This is a genomic window from Streptomyces sp. NPDC051286 (assembly GCF_044455345.1).
In the GTDB taxonomy this organism is placed as follows: Bacteria; Actinomycetota; Actinomycetes; order Streptomycetales; family Streptomycetaceae; genus Streptomyces.
On the sequence record NZ_JBITER010000022.1, the window covers coordinates 42,791 to 60,721 of the forward strand.

The window sequence follows — 17,931 nt, forward strand, 5'->3', positions numbered from 1 at the left end:
GACGAGGAACACGCTATGAGTGAACCCAGCGAGTGGCTCATCTACCGAGGGGCCGGTGAACCGCACGACGGCATCGATCAGCTGCCCTCCCCGCCGCCCTGGCGGGACTTCGCGGCCCGCGAGGCCCCGGACCCCGGCGACGGCGGTACCGGGAGCGACCGGACGGACGGGTCCGCCACCCGGCGTCTCGGTGGCCACCGGCACATCGCCGAACTCCACCGGCCCGGCGCCGAGGAACTCGAAATGATCAACGCAGCGCTGTACCTGCGGCGCCCGCTGCTGGTCACCGGCAGCCCCGGCGCCGGAAAGAGCACGCTGGCCCACTCCGTCGCCCATGAACTCAGGCTCGGCCGGGTCCTGCGCTGGCCCATCGTCAGCCGGTCCACGCTCCTCGACGGCCTCTACCACTACGACGCGATCGCCAGGCTGCAGGACGTCCAGATCGCCGCGCACGGCGCAGCGGCCGGGGCGGCCGGCTCCGGAGCGGCGGAGAACGTCGGCAGCTACATCCGGCTCGGCCCGCTCGGCACCGCGCTGCTGCCCTCCGACCGGCCCCGCGTACTGCTCATCGACGAGCTCGACAAGAGCGACATCGACCTGCCGAACGATCTCCTCAACGTGCTGGAGGAGGGCGAGTTCGGCATTCCGGAACTGGAGCGCATCGCGGACCGGCTGCCCGGCGGGGAGGCCGAGGTGCTGACCGACGACGGCACGAAGGTGACGGTCAAGGGCGGCCGTGTGCAGTGCGGGGCGTTCCCGTTCGTCGTGCTCACCAGCAACGGCGAGCGCGACTTTCCGGCCCCGCTGATGCGGCGCTGCATCCACCTGGAGCTGGGCCGCCCCGACCACCAGCGGCTCGCCACCTTCGTCCGCGCCCACCTCGGCGACGAGGCGGCGCGCTCCGGAGACGATCTCATCGCCCATTTCCTGGAGCGGTCGCGCAGCGAACTCCTCGCCACCGACCAGCTGTTGAATGCCATCTACCTCACCGACGCGGCTGCCCCCGCCGGCCGGGACCGGCTGGCCGACCTGCTCATCCAGCGACTCGACAGGCCGAGGTGATGCGCTGATGTCCGACGCCGCGGCACGCCACGGCCCGGACGGAGCAGGGGGAGGGCCCCCTGCGGAACCGGAGCCGTACGACGGAGGCCTGCTGCCCGCACTTGTCGCCCGGCTGCGCGAGGCCGGGCTCGACCCCGACGCCGAACAGCTCTGCGACGCCCTGTGGCTCGCCCGATGGACCCGTCGCGCCGACACGCCGGAAGGGGCCGAGGAGCAGGGCGGCCCCGCCGTGCCGTTCTCACGCGCCGAGCTGTCCGACGCAGGGCCGGCCGCACCGTCCGCCCGCACCACGGCCGGGCGCGCCCACGGCACGGGCGCCGCACCGGACGACGACGAGCCCGCGGAGCAGGGGGATCCCGCGGCCACCGACCGCCGGATAGCTCTGTATCCGGTACCTCCCGCGGACTCCGTCCCGCACCGCGACGGGCAGCGCGAGGGCGACGGGCCGCACGGCCATCGGAGTCGCAGCGGCGCCACCCTCACCCTCGGCGTGCCCGCCGCCCCCGCCCTGCCCGCACCTCTTGAAATCCAGCGAGCCCTACGTCCCTTGCAGCGCTATCGCCCTGCCGCGCCACCCCTGCGCCGCACCCTGGACGAGACGGCAACCGCCGAACTCAGCGCCCGCGCAGGAGGGTTGATCATCCCGGTGTTCCGCGGGGTGTCCCGCGCCGACGCACTGCTGCAGTTCGTCATGGACGCCTCCTCGTCGATGCGCGTCTGGGACCGGATGTTCGGCGAATTCCAGGAGATCTTCGGCCAGTTGGGTGCCTTTCGGGATGTCCAGGTGCGCTATCTGCACCGTGGCCCCGACGGTTCCTGCGCGGTCAGCCGCAGTCCCGACCCGGCCGCCGCCCCGCTGAACTCCGCGGACCGGCTCAGCGATCCGACCGGGCGCCGCGTCACCGTCCTGGTCAGCGACTGCGCCGGACCGCTCTGGCACAGCGGGCGCGCCCACCGGCTGCTCCACCAGCTGGCCCGGCAGGCCCCCACCGCCGTACTGCAGCCGCTGCCGCAGCGGATGTGGAACCGCACCCGGCTGCCGGTGACCTTCGGTGCGCTCTCCCGCGGCGAAGGGCTCTCCGGTGCCGCGGTCCTGAAGGTCACCGAGGAGGCGGGCGGGGCCCCCACCGCGCGTCCCGGCGCCCTCGCCGTGCCCGTACTCCCGCCCGTGGCGGGCGCGCTCGCCGCCTGGGCGCGACTGCTCTCCGGCACCGGTGCCGGCCGGGTCTCCGGGGCGGTCGGCTGGGTCAGGGCCGACCAGCCCGCCGCGCCCGCACCACGCCCCGGCGACCGGCTGTCCTCGCTCCAGCTGGTCAGCCGCTTCCGCTCGGCGGCCTCGCCGGTCGCCGGGCAGCTCGCGGTCTACCTCGCCGCGGCGCCGCTGTATCTGCCGGTGATGCAGCTGGTGCAGCGGACGATGCTGCCCGACTCCGGCCCCTCCGAACTCGCCGAGGTGCTGCTCAGTGGACTGATCTCACGGAGCAAGGGCGACGGCGCGGGTGACGGACAGTGGTACGAGTTCGCGCCCGGCGTCCAGGAGGCACTGCTCGGACCGCTGGGACGGGACGAGGCGCTGCTCGTGCTCAAGCACTGCTCGGAGTACATAGAACAGCGGTTCGGCAAGGGTGGCCCGAACTTCCCCGCGCTGGCGTTCGCCCAGCTCGGAGACGGCCGACGCGCATCCTCCTACACCACCGACCTCGGCCGCCGCACGCAGAGCGGCGGCATCGGGCCGAACGCAGAGAACGACGAGGGGGACGAGAGCGGGGAGAGCGACGGAAACGGCGGGTCGCGCGTTCCCCATCCCTTCGCCGAGGTCGCGGCCCGCGTGCTGGAACGCTTCATGCCCCTGCCCGAGCAGTTCGCGTTCTACGGCGACCGGGGCGGCCGCGACACCCCCGGCCGGACGACACACACGGCGGTGGAGAGCGCCCGCGCACTCCTGCGCCAGTTCGACTCGGACAGCATGGTGCAGTACCTGATCGACGCCGTGCAGCTGCTCCGGGGCGCGACCGAGCGCGAGCGGTACCCGGGCGCCGACCCCGAACTGTGGGCCGAGTACGCCCGCTGTGTGCTGCGGCTGTGGGAGGTCCAGGGCGGCGACGACCTCCTGCGCGAGGCCGAGAACGCCGCGGAACGGGCCGCCGCGCATCCCGGCGCGGTACGCGAACGGGCGGTGCTGGCCAAGGTGCTGCACGCCGCGGCCGACGACCGGCGCAGGCGCGGCGACCGGCGCGGCGCACTGACCCTGCTTCGACGTGCCGACCGCGAGTACACGGTCGCCTGCGCGGCCCCCGGCCTCGACCCGGGCGAGGCGCTGCGGCTCACCCTGGAGCGGGTACGCGCCCTGGAGGCGCAGTGGCGCCTCGGCGGCGACAGCGCCCTGCTGCAGGCCTCGGCAGGAATGCTGGAGGCGTTCGCCGACGTGTGGCCCGACCAGGAGAACCGTCCGGCCACGCTGCCGCTGGCGCACGGCCGGGCCCTGCTCAAACTGGCCGGGGCGACCGCCGACACCGAACAGGCACGGGTGTACGCGGGGCAGGCGGCCCGCTCACTGCGCACCGCGTTCGGGGCGGGCGGCGGCCGGCACACCCTGGGCACCGAGGTACGGATCCTGCTGGACCTGGTGGACGCCCTGCTGGCCTCCGGCGGCGAACCGGACGAGGCGGCGACCCTGATCGACCAGGCGCTGGTGACCGTCAGGGAACAGCGTCAGCGCGCCGCGCTCCAGACCAGGGCGGGCCGGGTCCGGGTCGCCCGCTACGAACAGCTGGACGCACCGGACGAACTCGCGGCGGCTGCCGAATGGTTCGCCCGCGCCTCCCGCGGCGTCCCGCGCGACTCCCGGGCCCATGCGGATCTGCTCGCCGAATGGGGCGGGACCTTGTTGCGGCGTGCCGAACTGCCGGACGGGCACGAGTACATCGGCGCGGCGGTGCGGGTGCTGCGCGACTGCCGTACGGAGACGCCGTCGGGCAGCGCGCGCCAGGCCGAGCGGCTGCTGATGCTCGGCCGGGCCCTGATGCTGCGGCACCGGGCCACCGAGGACCGGGTCGATCTGCGGGAGGCCGAACACCTCTTCGGGCTTGCCGCGCAGGAGGCCCGCGATCCGCTGACCGCGGCGCGCTGCTGGCTGGCGCTGGGGCAGTCCCATCTCGATGCCTCGCGGGTGCTGCAGCGGCCGGCCAGGCTCGACGACGCGGCCGAGGCGTTCCGCGACGCAGCCGAGTCCGCCCGCACCGCGGAAGCGGATCTGGAGAGTCCACAACAGTGTCAAGAGGCAGTGGAGTTGGGTGCTATGGCCAACCACTGGCGGGGTATGACGTATGAGAAGGCGGGGCGTCCCCGGGCCGCGCGCGAGGCGTACCGGGCGGCCGTCCTCGAATGGCGAAAACTGCCGAACGGCGGCGGCGCGGCGGGCGAGTCGACCGCCGAGCGGCTGGCCGAGCTGGAGCGCTGAGCGCACAACGGTGTGCGCCGGGGTGTAGTGGTACGAGGGTCAGGGACACGGGCTTGGCGGTGTTCGCTCGACGGTGGGCGTGCGACCGCGAGAACGGTGCGACGGTAACGTGAACGGGGAGGCGTGATGGGCGAGTCGTGTGAGGTGTACGAGCCGAGCCGGCCGACAGCCGAGGGGCCGGGCGGTGAGCTGCCGGAACTGCCGGATCTGCTGGAGCTCGACCTGGAAACCCTGCGGACGCTGGACCATCCGGTCCTCGCGGCCGTGGTGGCGGATCTGCGGGGCCGGGCGAACCAGCCGCGGGAGATGCTGTGGGGATTCACCAGCGCGCTGTGAACGACCTGAGTCAGACGGATCGGCCGCCGAAACGCGTCCGGAGCCGAGCCGACCCGCATGGTTTCGGCCTCGGACTCCGTCGAACAGGACGTCGCAGACCGGCTGGGTTTGCCCTCCCGGAGGGCCAGGGATACTCGCTTCGGGCCGGCGCCGAGGGCCGTCCACGCAACCGTATGCAGGAGCTGTCCCAAAGGTCCGTGCAACAGGGGGTGCCAGGTTGTCCCGACAGGCGACCCCTCGCGTGCCGTGGCGCACCGGCCCTGTGAGCCGCACCCCCGTCCCTTTCGGACAGTTCATCGTCAAGGTGCACGGCCGCTGCAATCTGGCCTGCCGCTACTGCTACCTGTACGAGGGCCCCGACCAGTCCTGGCGCGACCGCCCGTCCGCCGCCTCGCCCGCAGTCCTGGAGCACACCGCCTCGCGTATCGCCGAACACGCCGCGGCTCACCGGCTGCGGGAGGTCGCCCTCGTGCTGCACGGCGGGGAACCCCTGCTCGCGGGTGCCGACCGGCTGGCCGCCTTCGCCGACCGGGTGCGTGACCGGGCGCCGGGCGACTGCACCGTACGCACCACTGTCCAGACCAACGCCACTCTGCTCACCGACGCGCGCGTCGCCACATTGGCCCGGCACCGGATCAGCATCGGCATCAGCCTGGACGGCGGTCTGCCCGCCCACAACACCGAGCGCACCGACCATGCGGGACGCCCCTCCTGGCCGGCTGCCTCGCGCGGCGCCCGGTTGCTCGCCGACCGGCACCCCCAGGCGTATGCGGGTGTCCTCACCGTCGTCGACCCGCGGACCGACCCGGTGGAGGTGTACGAGTCGCTGCTCGCCCTGCGCCCACCGGGCCTGGATCTGCTGCTGCCGCACGGCAACTGGACCACCCCGCCGCCCGGCCTGCCCGCCACGCACCTGGCGCACTCCGCGCACCCCGGCGGAATCGGACGTCCCACCCCCTACGGCGACTGGCTGTGCGCCGTTTTCGACCGCTGGTGGCCGGCCGGGCGACGGGAGACCAAGGTCAGGCTCTTCGAGGAGTGCCTTGCCCTCCTGCTCGGCTTGCCCGCCGCCACCGAATCGCTCGGACTCGACCCGGTCAACGCCATCGTGGTCGAGACCGACGGCACGATCGAGCAGATCGACTCCCTCAAGTCCGCCTATGACATGGCCGCGGCCACCGGACTCGACATCTTCCGCCACACCTTCGACGATGCTCTGCGGCACCCCTCTGTCGCAGCCCGCCAGGCCGGCGCCGATGCGCTCGCCGCCGTCTGCCGCACGTGCCCGCTGCTCACCGTTTGCGGCGGCGGCCACTACGCCCACCGCTACCGCGCAGGACACGGCTTCGCCAACCCCTCCGTCTACTGCGCCGACCTCGACCGACTGGTCCGCCATGTGGCGGACCGGTTGGCCGAAGCGACCGCAGGAGACCCCTCATGAGTCCCGCTCTTCCCCACCGCGTGCTGCGCGAACTCGGCCGCACCGAAGGCGACGCAGAGGCCCTGGAACTACTCGTCCGCGATCAGGACACCCGTCGGCTCGTCCTGCTGCGCGCCCTGCTCGACACGGCGGCGGCCGCCCCCGTGACTGTCTGCCCGCCGGACCTGCTCGACCGGCTCCACGAGGACTGGGCGCTGCTGGCGGCGGCCGAGCGCACCGACCGGGCCGCCGCACGCTCCGTACTGCTCTATCCCCTCGTGGGCCCCTGGGCCGAGCGCTGCCTCAACGGTCTCACCGCCGGCGGACCGGTCCCGGAACTCCGCACCGATCTGGGCCACTTGGGGGCGCTGGCCGCCGCGGCGGCAATCCGCGCCGGGCTGCCCTTCGCGACACGGCTCACCGCGCGCGACGCAGTGCTGCATCTGCCGATGCTCGGCGTCGCCCAGCTGGGCCCGGGAACGGTCGATCTCTCGGCGGAAGGCGGGGAGGTGAGGCTCCGCCGAGGGCGTTCGGCGGAAGTCTCCGTACGGGTCGACTCCGGCGTCGCGAGCTCCCTGGACCCGCGCTGGCTGCCTGTGCCCGCGCTGCCCGCCGTACTGCCGGGCGGCAGCCCCGTGCAGCTGGACGATCTCGACCCGTACCGCGCCGCGGGCGGCGGTCTCGAGCGCCATGGACTGAGTGGCGCCATCCACCTCGACGACGACGGGCGCAAGGCCTGGAGCGCGTCCTGGTCGGGCGTGGAGCCTTTACTCCGGATCGGCGGCGACCACCGGTCGGTCGAAGCGGCTGTCCTGCTGCGCTGCCTGGTGCCGCTGGCCCCGCCACCCGGGTCCGCTTCCTCCGGCGAGGGCGCCGCGCACTGCAGTGGCACCCGGCGAGAGGCGTTCGGGGCCGTCCTCGGCAGCAGGCCAGCCGGGGCCGTTCACTTCGCCTCGACCCTTGTGCACGAGCTCCAGCACGCCAAGCTGGCCGCGCTCGGTGTCCTCGTGCCCCTGCACCACGAGGACACCGCACCCCGGTACTTCGCACCCTGGCGCCCCGACCCGCGGCCCTTCGACGGACTGCTCCAAGGGGCCTATTCGCACATCGCGCTCGCCGACTACTGGCAGCGGTTCGCACTCGGCGCTGAACGTGCCACGTTCACCCAGCGTGATCTTGCGTGGTCCGAGCACGCCCGCCGCCGTGAGCAGGTCGGCGCTGTCCTGCCCGTGCTCGCCGGATCCGGCGCACTGACTCCCGAAGGCCGTGTGATCGTCAACGAAATGATCACGCTCTACCACCGTCTGGCGGATTGGCCGCCCCCAATGGGGCACTTGGCTCGCGCGAGGGCGTACGTGGCCACGGCCCGGGTGATATGGCAGCAGAGGAACCATTCCGAACGAGCGTGACAGGGTGCCACAGATCAAGCGGCGGCGGGCCGCAGAACGACGTCCGCTGCGGCCGCCGGTGTATGTTAATAGGGCTTATATCGATGCAGGGAGACGGTTGAATGCCCGTAGCGCGTAAGCAAGTTGGAGCAAAGGGGGCGTCCACCGTCACCATCAGCTTCGCCGGGTTCAACCGGGCCTGGGCGGCCTGGATCGGGGACCGTCTCGAACGGCGTGGTGTGCGCGTCGTGTTCCAGCGCTGGGATCCCCCGGTGGAGACGCCGCTGGAGGACTCGCTGCAGGACCTGATGCTTGCCCCCGGCCGCATCCTCGTCATTCTCAGCGACTGGTACTTCCAACTGGGCCCCCGCAGCCACGGCGAGTGGAACAGGGCGTTGCGCGAAGTGGTCGCCCCCGATGCCGAGCGCTTCGCAGCCGTATCCATCTCCGCCGCCGTCATGCCCGGCGCCACCTCCGTGTTCGCTGCGGCCGACCTGACCAACGTCGGTGCGGACGAGGCCGAGCGGCGCATGCTCGCTCGCCTCGACCTGACCGCCGACCCGGAGTCGCAGCCCGCCGACGCGAAGCCCGGGCCACGCTTCCCGGCCGACACCCCCGAGGTGTGGGGCGGAGTGCCGCGCCGCAACACCCGGTTCACCGGCCGTGAGGGGCTGCTCAACGAGGCGTACCACGCACTTCAGGAGGCAGGTCACGGCGCGGGTGTCGTGACGCTGCACGGCATGCCCGGCGTCGGCAAGACGCAGCTTGCCGCGGAGTACGTCTACCGGTTCGGCTCCGAGTACGACGTCGTGTGGTGGGTCCCCGCCGACCGCCGCGCCCTCTACCGCCAGAAACTCGCCGAACTCGCCCCGGAACTGGGCCTGTCCACCGGCGCCGAGTACGGCGAACGGCTGCGCGCGGTCAGGGACTCGCTGCGCCGTGGCGAACCGTACTCCCACTGGCTCCTCGTCCTCGACGGAGCCGACGACCCCGAACAGATCTGGGACCTGGTGCCGACCGGTCCGGGACACGTCCTGATCACTTCTCGCAATCCGGAATGGGGCGAGCACAACAGCAACCTTCTCGAGGTGCCGATCTACAGCCGGGACGAGTCGGTGGCCTTCATCCGCCGTCGGGCTCCACGGCTGACGCACACCGAGGCCGCTGAGCTGGCCGAGGCGCTGGAGGACCTTCCGCTGCTGCTCGACCAGACAGCGGGCTGGCTCAACGACTCCGACATGTCGATCGAGGAGTACATCGAACTCCTCCAGGGCGGCATCGACCAGGACGTCGTCAAGGTCTCCAGAGACTTTCCGATCGCCTTCCAGACCGCCTGGTCAATACTGCTGAACAAGCTCAAGGAGACCGTCCCTGAATCCATCGACCTGCTGCGGCTGTGCAGCTTCTTCGCGCCGGGCTCCATTCCCGTACGGCTGCTGAAGGAGATGCCGCCCGGTGAGCTGCCGGAACAGCTCACCGGCCTGATGAACGATCCGCTGCTCTGGAACAGGGCGATCGGCCAGCTGCGGCAGTACTCCGTGGTCCGGCTGGAGTCCCACGAGTCGGTGGACGAGGAGGCCTCGTCATCGGGGGAGTCGCTCTATCTGCACCGCATGGTCCATCAGATCGTGGGCAAGGACATGCCGGAGCGGGACCGCAAGGAATTCATCGACGTCGTCCGACGGGCTCTCGCAGCCGCCGACCCCGGACGGCCCATCGACGCCACGCAATGGCCCGCGTACGCCGAGATCACCCCTCATCTGAAGTGGGCCGGCGTCCTGGAGAGCACCGATCCCGCAGTGCACACCCTGGTCCTCAACTGCCTGCGCTACATGTACTTCTCGGGTGAGTACAGGGCGGGCATCAAGCTCGGCGGCCGCGCCATGACGGCGTGGCGCGAACTACTGGGCGAAACTCACCCCAGGCTTTGGGACCTCAGCTACAACTACGCCAACCTGATGCGGGCCGTCGGCAACTACGCGGGCACCGAGGCCATGGAGCGGGCCGTGGTCGACCATCTGCGCACCGAGCGCGGGGGACAGGACCTCGAACATCTGCGGGCCGCCAATGGCCTCGCCGCGGACCTGCGGGGTCTCGGCCGCTACGAGGAAGCGCTGGAGATGTCCAGCTGGATCCTCGCCACCTACCGCGAACTGCTCGGAGAGCAGGACTCCCGCACTGTCAACGCCCAGAACAACCTGGCGATTTCGCTGCGCTTGCTCGGCCGGTACGAAGAGTCCAGGGAGCTCAACCGGCGCACTCTGGAGGCGCGGCGGCAGCTGTTGCGGGCCCGGCACAGCTGGACTCTTATCTCCGAGATCAACTACGCCACGGATCTCCGACTGCTCGGCCGCTACAGCGAGGCCGAATCGCTCCAGGCGCAGAGCGCCCGGGTGCACCGAATCGTCCTGGGTGAGGACAATCCCCAGACGCTGCTCGCCGAGCACAACCTCGCGCTCTGCCGCTACCGCCAGGGCGAACGTGGCAAGGCGGCGCCCGCGTTCACCCGGGTCCTCGAGCGCAGCGAGCGGGTACTGGGTGAGAACGACCCGCTGACCTTGATGTTCGCGGCCAGTCAGAGTTTCTTCGCGCGCGAGCACGCCGACATCGACCAGGCCAGGACCATAAGCGAGTACGTCGTCGACGGATACACCACGATGCTCGGCGAGGACCACCCGTACGTGGCCGGCACCCGCGCCAACCACGCGCTGATCCTGCGCAATGTCGGCGAGCGGGACCAGGCCCACCTGCTCACCGAAGAAGCGCTTGACCAGTTGACGCGGGCCGTGGGCGAGAACCACCCATGGGTGCTCGGCTGCGCGATCAACGCATCGGCACTGCGCAACCTGGTCGGCGACCCGGAATCCGCCGCCGCGCTCACCGACGCCTGCGTCACACGGGCCACCGAGACCCTCGGCCGGACTCATCCACTCACGCTCTCCGCCCGGATCGCCCACGCGGCGGACCTGCGGGGCATGCGGGAGAGGCAACGGGCCGACAAGGTCGAGAGCGAGGCGTTGGGCGACCTCGTCGCCACGCTGGGCGCTCAGCACGTCCACACGGTCTCGGCGCGGTCCCGCAACCGGCCGTACTGGGACTTCGAGCCGCCGATCATCTGATCCGGTCACCGAAGGAACGGCGACACGCCGAAGGGCCCGGCCCCGCGATCACCTCGCGGGGCCGGGCCCTTTCGTACGTACAGCCGCTGATCAGGCCTCGAAGACCTCGGCGACCAGCTGCGCCTGCTCGGCCTGGTGGCGCTTGGCCGAGCCGACCGCCGGGGAGGAGCTGTGCGGCCGCGAGATGCGACGCAGGCGCTCACCGTGCGGGACGTCGGCGCCGACGGCCAGGTCCAGGTGGTCGATCAGGTTCAGGGCGATGAACGGCCAGGCGCCCTGGTTGGCCGGCTCCTCCTGGGCCCAGAGGTACTTCTCGGCGTTCGGGTACTTGGCGATCTCGGCCTGCAGCTCGGCACCCGGCAGCGGGTACAGACGCTCCAGCCTGATGATGGCCGTGTCCTTGACACCGCGCTTCTCGCGCTCGGCATCCAGGTCGTAGTAGACCTTGCCGGCGCAGAAGACGACCTTGCGGACCGCCTTCGGGTCGACCGAGTCGTCGCCGATCACCGGGCGGAAGCCGCCGGTGGTGAACTCCTCCGCCTTGGACGCCGCCGCCTTGAGGCGGAGCATCGACTTCGGGGTGAAGACGACCAGCGGCTTGTGGTGCGGGTTGTGCACCTGCCACCGCAGGAGGTGGAAGTAGTTCGACGGGAGCGTCGGCATGGCGACCGTCATGTTGCTCTGCGCGCACATCTGGAGGAAGCGCTCCGGGCGGGCGGACGAGTGGTCCGGGCCCTGGCCCTCGTAGCCGTGCGGCAGGAGCAGCGTGACGCCCGAGGTCTGGCCCCACTTCTGCTCGGCCGAGGAGATGAACTCGTCGACGACGGTCTGCGCGCCGTTGACGAAGTCACCGAACTGGGCCTCCCAGATGACCAGCGACTCCGGGCGGGCCAGCGAGTAGCCGTACTCGAAGCCCATCGCCGCGTACTCGCTGAGCAGCGAGTCGTAGACGTTGTAGCGGGCCTGGTCGTCGGAGAGGTAGAGCAGCGGGGTGTAGTCCTCGCCGGTCACCTGGTCGACGAGGACCGCGTGGCGCTGGCCGAAGGTGCCGCGGCGGGTGTCCTGGCCGGCGAGCCGGACCGGGGTGCCCTCCATCAGCAGCGAACCGATGGCCAGGGTCTCGCCCATGCCCCAGTCGATCGTGCCGTTCTCCACCGAGGCGGCACGGCGCTGCATCTGCGGCATCAGGCGCGGGTGGACCGTGATCCGCTCCGGAATGTTGACCTGGGACTCGGCGATCCGCTTCACGACCTCCGCGGAGACCGCGGTGGTGACGGCGACCGGGAACTCGGGCTTCGCTTCCGGGACAAGGGTCTGGGCCGGGTGCGAGGTGGCTTCGCGAACCTCCGCGAAGACCTTCTCCAGCTGGCCCTGGAAGTCCTGGAGCGCCTGCTCGGCCTCTTCCAGCGTGATGTCGCCGCGACCGATGAGGGACTCGGTGTAGAGCTTGCGCACCGAGCGCTTCTTGTCGATCAGGGTGTACATCTGCGGGTTGGTGAACTCCGGGTTGTCGCCCTCGTTGTGACCGCGGCGGCGGTAGCAGATGAGGTCGATGACGACGTCCTTGTTGAACGCCTGCCGGAACTCGAAGGCCAGCCGGGCCACCCGGACGACGGCCTCGGGGTCGTCACCGTTGACGTGGATGATCGGCGCCTCGATCATGCGCGCCACGTCGGTGGCGTACATCGAGGAGCGGGAGGACTCCGGGGCGGCGGTGAAGCCGACCTGGTTGTTGATCACCACGTGCACGGTGCCGCCGGTGCGGTAGCCGCGCAGCTGCGACATGTTGAGCGTCTCGGCGACGACGCCCTGGCCCGCGAAGGCCGCGTCGCCGTGGAGCGCGACGGGCAGGACCGTGAAGTCCGTGCCGCCCTTGTTGATGAGGTCCTGCTTGGCGCGGGCGATGCCCTCGAGGACCGGGTCGACGGCCTCCAGGTGCGAGGGGTTGGCGGCCAGCGAGACCTTGATCTGCTCGCCGTCCAGACCGGTGAAGGTGCCTTCGGCGCCCAGGTGGTACTTGACGTCGCCGGAGCCGTGCATCGACCGCGGGTCGAGGTTGCCCTCGAACTCCCGGAAGATCTGCGCGTACGACTTGCCGACGATGTTCGCCAGGACGTTCAGACGGCCGCGGTGGGCCATACCGATGACGACCTCGTCGAGGCGGGCCTCGGCGGCGGAGTCGATGACCGCGTCGAGCAGCGGGATGACGGACTCGCCGCCCTCCAGCGAGAATCGCTTCTGGCCGACGTACTTGGTCTGCAGGAACGTCTCGAACGCCTCGGCGGCGTTGAGGCGGCGCAGGATCCGCAGCTGCTCCTCGCGCTCCGGCTTGGGGCGGGGGCGCTCCACCCGGTCCTGGAGCCACTTGCGCTGCTTCGGGTCCTGGATGTGCATGAACTCGATGCCGGTGGTGCGGCAGTACGACTCACGCAGCACACCGAGGATGTCGCGGAGCTTCATCAGCGTCTTGCCGGCGAAACCGCCGACCGCGAAGTCCCGCTCCAGGTCCCACAGGGTGAGGCCGTGCTCGGTGATGTCCAGGTCGGGGTGCTTGCGCTGGCGGTACTCCAGCGGGTCGGTGTCAGCCATGACGTGGCCGCGGACCCGGTAGGAGTGGATCAGCTCGAAGACCCGCGCGGCCTTGGTGACATCGTCGTCGTGCGAGGCGTCGATGTCCTTGAGCCAGCGGACCGGCTCATAGGGGATGCGCAGCGCCTTGAAGATCTCGTCGTAGAACTCGTTCTCGCCGAGCAGGAGCTGGGACACGATCCGCAGGAACTCGCCGGAGGCGGCGCCCTGGATGACGCGGTGGTCGTACGTCGAGGTCAGGGTCATGACCTTCGAGATGCCCAGCTTGTTCAGCGTGTCCTGGGAGGTGCCCTGGAACTCCGCCGGGTAGTCCATCGCGCCGACACCCATGATGAGGCCCTGTCCGGGCATCAGGCGGGGCACCGAGTGGACGGTGCCGATGCCGCCGGGGTTGGTCAGCGAGGCGGTGACTCCGGTGAAGTCGTCCATGCCGAGCTTGCCGATGCGGGCGCGGCGGACGATGTCCTCGTACGCCTGCCAGAACTCGAAGAAGTTGAGCGTCTCGGCCTTCTTGATGGCCGCGACGACCAGCTGGCGGTCGCCGCTCGGCTTCACCAGGTCGATGGCCAGACCGAGGTTGACGTGCTCCGGCTTGACCAGGGTCGGCTTGCCGTCCTTCTCCGCGAAGGAGTAGTTCATCGACGGCATGGCCTTGAGGGCCTGCACCATCGCGTACCCGATGAGGTGGGTGAAGGAGATCTTCCCGCCGCGGGCGCGCTTGAGGTGGTTGTTGATGACGATGCGGTTGTCGAAGAGCAGCTTCACCGGAACGGCGCGGACGGACGTGGCCGTCGGCAGTTCCAGGGAGGCGTTCATGTTCTTCGCCACGGCGGCGGACGGGCCGCGCAACGTCACGTACTCGGGGCCCTCGGCGGCAGTGGCCGGGGCCGCCTTGGCGGGCGCGGCGGCCTTCGCGACCGGAGCGGCGGGCGCGGCCGGAGCGGCGGGCGCGGCCGGGGCCACCGGGGCAGCGGCCGGAGCGGCAGCCGCGGGCTTCGCCGGGGCGGCGACCGGGGCCTGCGCCGGCGCGGTGGCGGCCGGGGGCACCACAGCCCCCGCGGCGGCGGCGCCGGGAACGGGCTTGTCCGCCGCGCCGGACGTACCCGGCTTGTAGTCGGCGAAGAAGTCCCACCAGGCGCGATCGACCGAATTGGGATCCTGGAGGTACTGCTGGTAGATCTCGTCGACGAGCCACTCATTGGGGCCGAAAGCCGTGGCCGGGCTCGTGCCCGGGCTGGCTTGGTCGGTCGAGATGCTTGAGTTACTGGGGGACTGAGACGACACGGCGGTAACCGCCCTCTTCCGCTTCACAAGGTGATGGACAGCGGAAATCAAGGCTACGCCTCCCTGACCGTTCCATGCAGGCCGGGCCGGTCTTCGTCGTGCAAGTCACATCAAAGAGCGGGTTTCGGTGCAGGAAATGGCGGGAAACAAGCTTGGTTCCGCTTCAGTCCGGGTATGCGAGGCCGTGGCTACGGCCACGTGGACCGTATCCCCCTCGTGGGACGACACGTAGAACGCGCCCTTCCGGTTCGAACCCTATGTCAACTGCGCGGCTGAGGGATCCCCGGAAGAGTGACTTGGATCCGGCAGCCGCGAACTGATTCAGCCACTCCGATGCGGCCGCCGTGCAGATCCACCGCCCAGCGGGCGATCGCGAGCCCCAGACCCGTACCGCCGTCGCTGCCCGGACCGTGCGGGGACGGCACCTCGCCCCGGTTGAAACGCTCGAAGACCCGGTGCCGCTCGGACTCGGGGATGCCCGGGCCTTCGTCCAGGACCTCCAAGTCCAGTGACTCCGGCTGCGCGCCGCGCCGTGCCCGCACCGTGACCCGGCCGTGTGGCGGGCTGTGCTTGACAGCGTTGTCGATCAGATTGGCCACCACCTGGTGGAGCCGCTCCGCGTCCGCATGAGCGGTCAGCTCGGGCGGCGACACATCCAGATGCAGATGTACGTCCTTGCGGCTGTGGTTCCCGGAGCCGGAGGAGAGCCGGCGGTGCGAGGCGGCCAGGTTCGCTTCCTTCAGCACGCCCGAGAGATACGGCCACACCTCGAAGCGGCGGGCCTTCAGGGTGACCACCCCGTGGTCCAGCCGGGAGAGGTCCAGCAGCGTCTCCACCAGCCTGCCGAGCCGCTCCGTCTGTTTGAGCGCCGTACGCATCGTCTCCGGATCGGCCGCGGAGACCCCGTCCACGACGTTCTCCAACACCGCTCTCAGCGCCGCGATCGGCGTACGCAGCTCGTGCGAGACGTTGGCCACCAGCTCCTTGCGGTGCCGGTCCACGGCCTCCAGATCGTCCGCCATGAGATTGATCGTCTGCGCCAGGTCGCCGAGCTCGTCACGCCGGTCGGCGCCCCTCACCCGTCTGGTGTAGTCGCCGTGCGAGATCGACCGGGCGACCTTCGTCATCTCGTCCAGTGGCGCCGTGAGGCCGTGCGCCACGAACTGCGTGATCAGCAGCGTCGCGATCACTGAGAACACGGTGATGAACCGCAGCTCGGTCCTGGTGCGCACCGCCACCATCAGCAGCCCGGTCGTGATGAACACCGAGACCACGACGAGCGTGCCCAGCTTGGCCTTGACCGAGAAAGGACGCAGTCGCGAGCCGGGCCCGGTCATGGCGCCGGGGTCTCCAGGGCGTAACCGACACCGTGCACGGTGCGGATCCGCTCCGCACCGATTTTCCGGCGCAGCGCCTTGATGTGGCTGTCGACGGTACGGGTGCCTGAGGCGTCCGCCCAGTCCCAGACCTCCGCGAGCAACTGCTCCCGGGAGAGCACCGCACGCGGTGTGCCGGCCAGGCAGACCAGCAGATCGAACTCGGTCGGCGTGAGGTGGACGTCCTCGGCACGCACCCGCACCCGGCGCTGCGCGTGGTCGATCTCCAGCTCGCCGAGGCGCAGGATGCCGCTGCGCGGTGTTACCGCGGCCAGTGCGGCACGCTCCACCCGGCGCAGCAGGACATGCACCCGGGCGGCCAGCTCACGCATCGAGAACGGCTTGGTCATGTAGTCGTCCGCGCCGACACCGAGGCCGACCAGCATGTCGGTCTCGTCGTCCCGGGCGGTCAGCATCAGGACGGGCACCGGCCGTGTGGCCTGCACCCGGCGGCACACCTCCAGGCCGTCGAAGCCCGGCAGCATGATGTCGAGCACCATCAGGTCGGGCTGCCAGGACTCGGCCGCGTCGACGGCCGCGGGGCCGTCGAGCGCGGTCTGCACCAGGAAGCCCTCGGCCCGCAGGCGGGCGGAGATGGCATCGACGATTGTCGCGTCGTCCTCGACCACCAGCACCCGGCGCTGCGCGCCCGGGGTCGCCGCGACACCGTTGTGGGTGGTGTGTGTCTGTTCCATCGCCCCGCCCCTGCCCGTTCTCGCGGGGGCCATTCCCCCGGACGCACGGTCTTCGCTTGTGAATTTCGTGGGTGATCCCGTTTGCCGCTCAGCAGCGTAAAGGCACCGGACGGCCCCCGGCTACGCAGGGTGTAACGGCACAGGAACGGGTTGGACGCGAGGAGGAGGCGGAGTGTCTGCCTTGTGGCGCTTGGCCCCCGGGCGTCCGGGGGCCTTGCATACCCGGTGGGGGAACCTCAGGCGGCCCGAAGTGCGAGATGAACCACGTCGGGCACACCTCGGGCAACCTGCACCTCTTCCGTCCTGACGCCGCTGAATCCGGCATTCCGCAAGGCCTGTTCGAAGTGGGCGGACGGTTGCGCGGACCAGACCGCGAGTACTCCGCCCGGATTCAGCCGCTCCCGGCAGTCGGCGAGACCGGCGGGCGAATACAGGCTGCCGTTGTCGTCGGTGACGGTCCAGTCCGGTCCGTTGTCGATGTCCAGGCACAGCGCGTCGTAACGGTCCGTAGTCGCGCGAAGGTACGCAACCAGATCCGTCGCCAGGATCTCGGTCCGCGGGTCGGCGAGTGCGGCACCGGTGATCCGGGCCAGCGGGCCACCCCGGTGCCAGTCGATGATCGCCTGCTCCCGCTCGACGACCGCGATCCGCCCCCAGCGCGGCTCGGCTGCCGCGTGGGAGAGGGAGAAGCCGACCCCGAGACCGCCGATCAGCACCGCCGGGTCCGGCCGCCCGGCGGGCAGTGCGGCAAGCGCCGCGTCGATCAGCAGCCGCTCGGAGCGGCCGTCCGCGGTGTCCATCAGGAAGCAGCCGTTGGCGATGATCTCGAAGTCGTCACCCCGCTCCCGCAGGACTACCTCTCCGTAGGGTCCTTCGCGGCGGTCGAGCGTGACGGGGCTGTGGGCGGTGCGACGGTCGGCGGTGGGCATGTCCTCGGTCTCCGGTAGAGGGTGGGTGAGTCCCTGCCATCCTCGCCCGGCCGCGCGACCGGGACCAGCGGGTTGCCGGATCCGTACAGGGCGCGGGGAGGCGAACGGCGTGGTCACACGGGCGCCTGCCGTGCGCCGCGCACCACGAGGAGCGCCCCGTCGGCCGTGTACGCCGCCATGTCACGGGGGCGGGTGAGTCCGGGACCCCGGCCGGCCGGGAGAGCGTGCCGCCCAGTGCGGTCGACAGCTGCGCCGGCATCGGGCCGTCGTCTG

Annotated in this window: 10 protein-coding genes; 6 read left to right on the forward strand and 4 right to left on the reverse strand. The window is 70.9% G+C overall.

From position 1 onward, the window contains the following. The first annotated feature begins 15 nt into the window (after positions 1–15). From ACIBB8_RS22390 to fxsT, 6 genes are all read left to right on the forward strand, one after another. Positions 16–1,062 (forward strand): MoxR family ATPase, encoded by a 1,047-nt coding sequence (locus ACIBB8_RS22390; RefSeq protein ID WP_366689446.1) that lies wholly within the window; start codon positions 16–18, stop codon positions 1,060–1,062. Between the two features lie 7 nt (positions 1,063–1,069). Beyond that, positions 1,070–4,522: an SAV_2336 N-terminal domain-related protein gene (locus tag ACIBB8_RS22395; protein ID WP_398954690.1), complete on the forward strand. Its 3,453-nt coding sequence runs from the start codon at positions 1,070–1,072 to the stop codon at positions 4,520–4,522. A 126-nt stretch (positions 4,523–4,648) separates the two neighbouring features. Beyond that, positions 4,649–4,858: an FxSxx-COOH cyclophane-containing RiPP peptide gene (fxsA, locus tag ACIBB8_RS22400; protein WP_398954692.1), complete on the forward strand. Its 210-nt coding sequence runs from the start codon at positions 4,649–4,651 to the stop codon at positions 4,856–4,858. Between the two features lie 217 nt (positions 4,859–5,075). Continuing rightward, positions 5,076–6,299 (forward strand): FxsB family cyclophane-forming radical SAM/SPASM peptide maturase, encoded by a 1,224-nt coding sequence (locus ACIBB8_RS22405; RefSeq protein WP_398954694.1) that lies wholly within the window; start codon positions 5,076–5,078, stop codon positions 6,297–6,299. Then, positions 6,296–7,687 (forward strand): aKG-HExxH-type peptide beta-hydroxylase, encoded by a 1,392-nt coding sequence (locus ACIBB8_RS22410; RefSeq protein ID WP_398954696.1) that lies wholly within the window; start codon positions 6,296–6,298, stop codon positions 7,685–7,687. The genes ACIBB8_RS22405 and ACIBB8_RS22410 overlap by 4 nt, the downstream gene beginning before the upstream one ends. A 101-nt stretch (positions 7,688–7,788) precedes the next feature. Then, complete coding sequence (fxsT, locus tag ACIBB8_RS22415; protein WP_398954698.1) at positions 7,789–10,785, forward strand: FxSxx-COOH system tetratricopeptide repeat protein; 2,997 nt, start codon at positions 7,789–7,791, stop codon at positions 10,783–10,785. Positions 10,786–10,875: 90 nt separating this feature from the next. Here the strand turns inward: fxsT and ACIBB8_RS22420 are convergent, their stop codons facing one another. The 4 genes from ACIBB8_RS22420 to ACIBB8_RS22435 form a co-directional block, all read right to left on the reverse strand. Continuing rightward, positions 10,876–14,658, reverse strand: a complete 3,783-nt coding sequence (locus ACIBB8_RS22420) for a multifunctional oxoglutarate decarboxylase/oxoglutarate dehydrogenase thiamine pyrophosphate-binding subunit/dihydrolipoyllysine-residue succinyltransferase subunit (RefSeq protein ID WP_398954700.1) — start codon at positions 14,656–14,658, stop codon at positions 10,876–10,878. Between the two features lie 260 nt (positions 14,659–14,918). Continuing rightward, positions 14,919–15,995 carry an ATP-binding protein gene (locus ACIBB8_RS22425; RefSeq protein ID WP_398954702.1) on the reverse strand — a complete coding sequence of 359 codons (1,077 nt, stop codon included), beginning with the start codon at positions 15,993–15,995 and terminating at the stop codon, positions 14,919–14,921. Then, positions 15,992–16,729, reverse strand: a complete 738-nt coding sequence (locus tag ACIBB8_RS22430; protein ID WP_266981553.1) for a response regulator transcription factor — start codon at positions 16,727–16,729, stop codon at positions 15,992–15,994. The genes ACIBB8_RS22425 and ACIBB8_RS22430 overlap by 4 nt, the downstream gene beginning before the upstream one ends. A gap of 236 nt (positions 16,730–16,965) precedes the next feature. Next, a complete protein-coding gene (locus ACIBB8_RS22435) occupies positions 16,966–17,658 on the reverse strand; it encodes a spermidine synthase (RefSeq protein ID WP_398954705.1) in 693 nt (230 codons plus the stop codon). Positions 17,659–17,931: the final 273 nt, after the last annotated feature.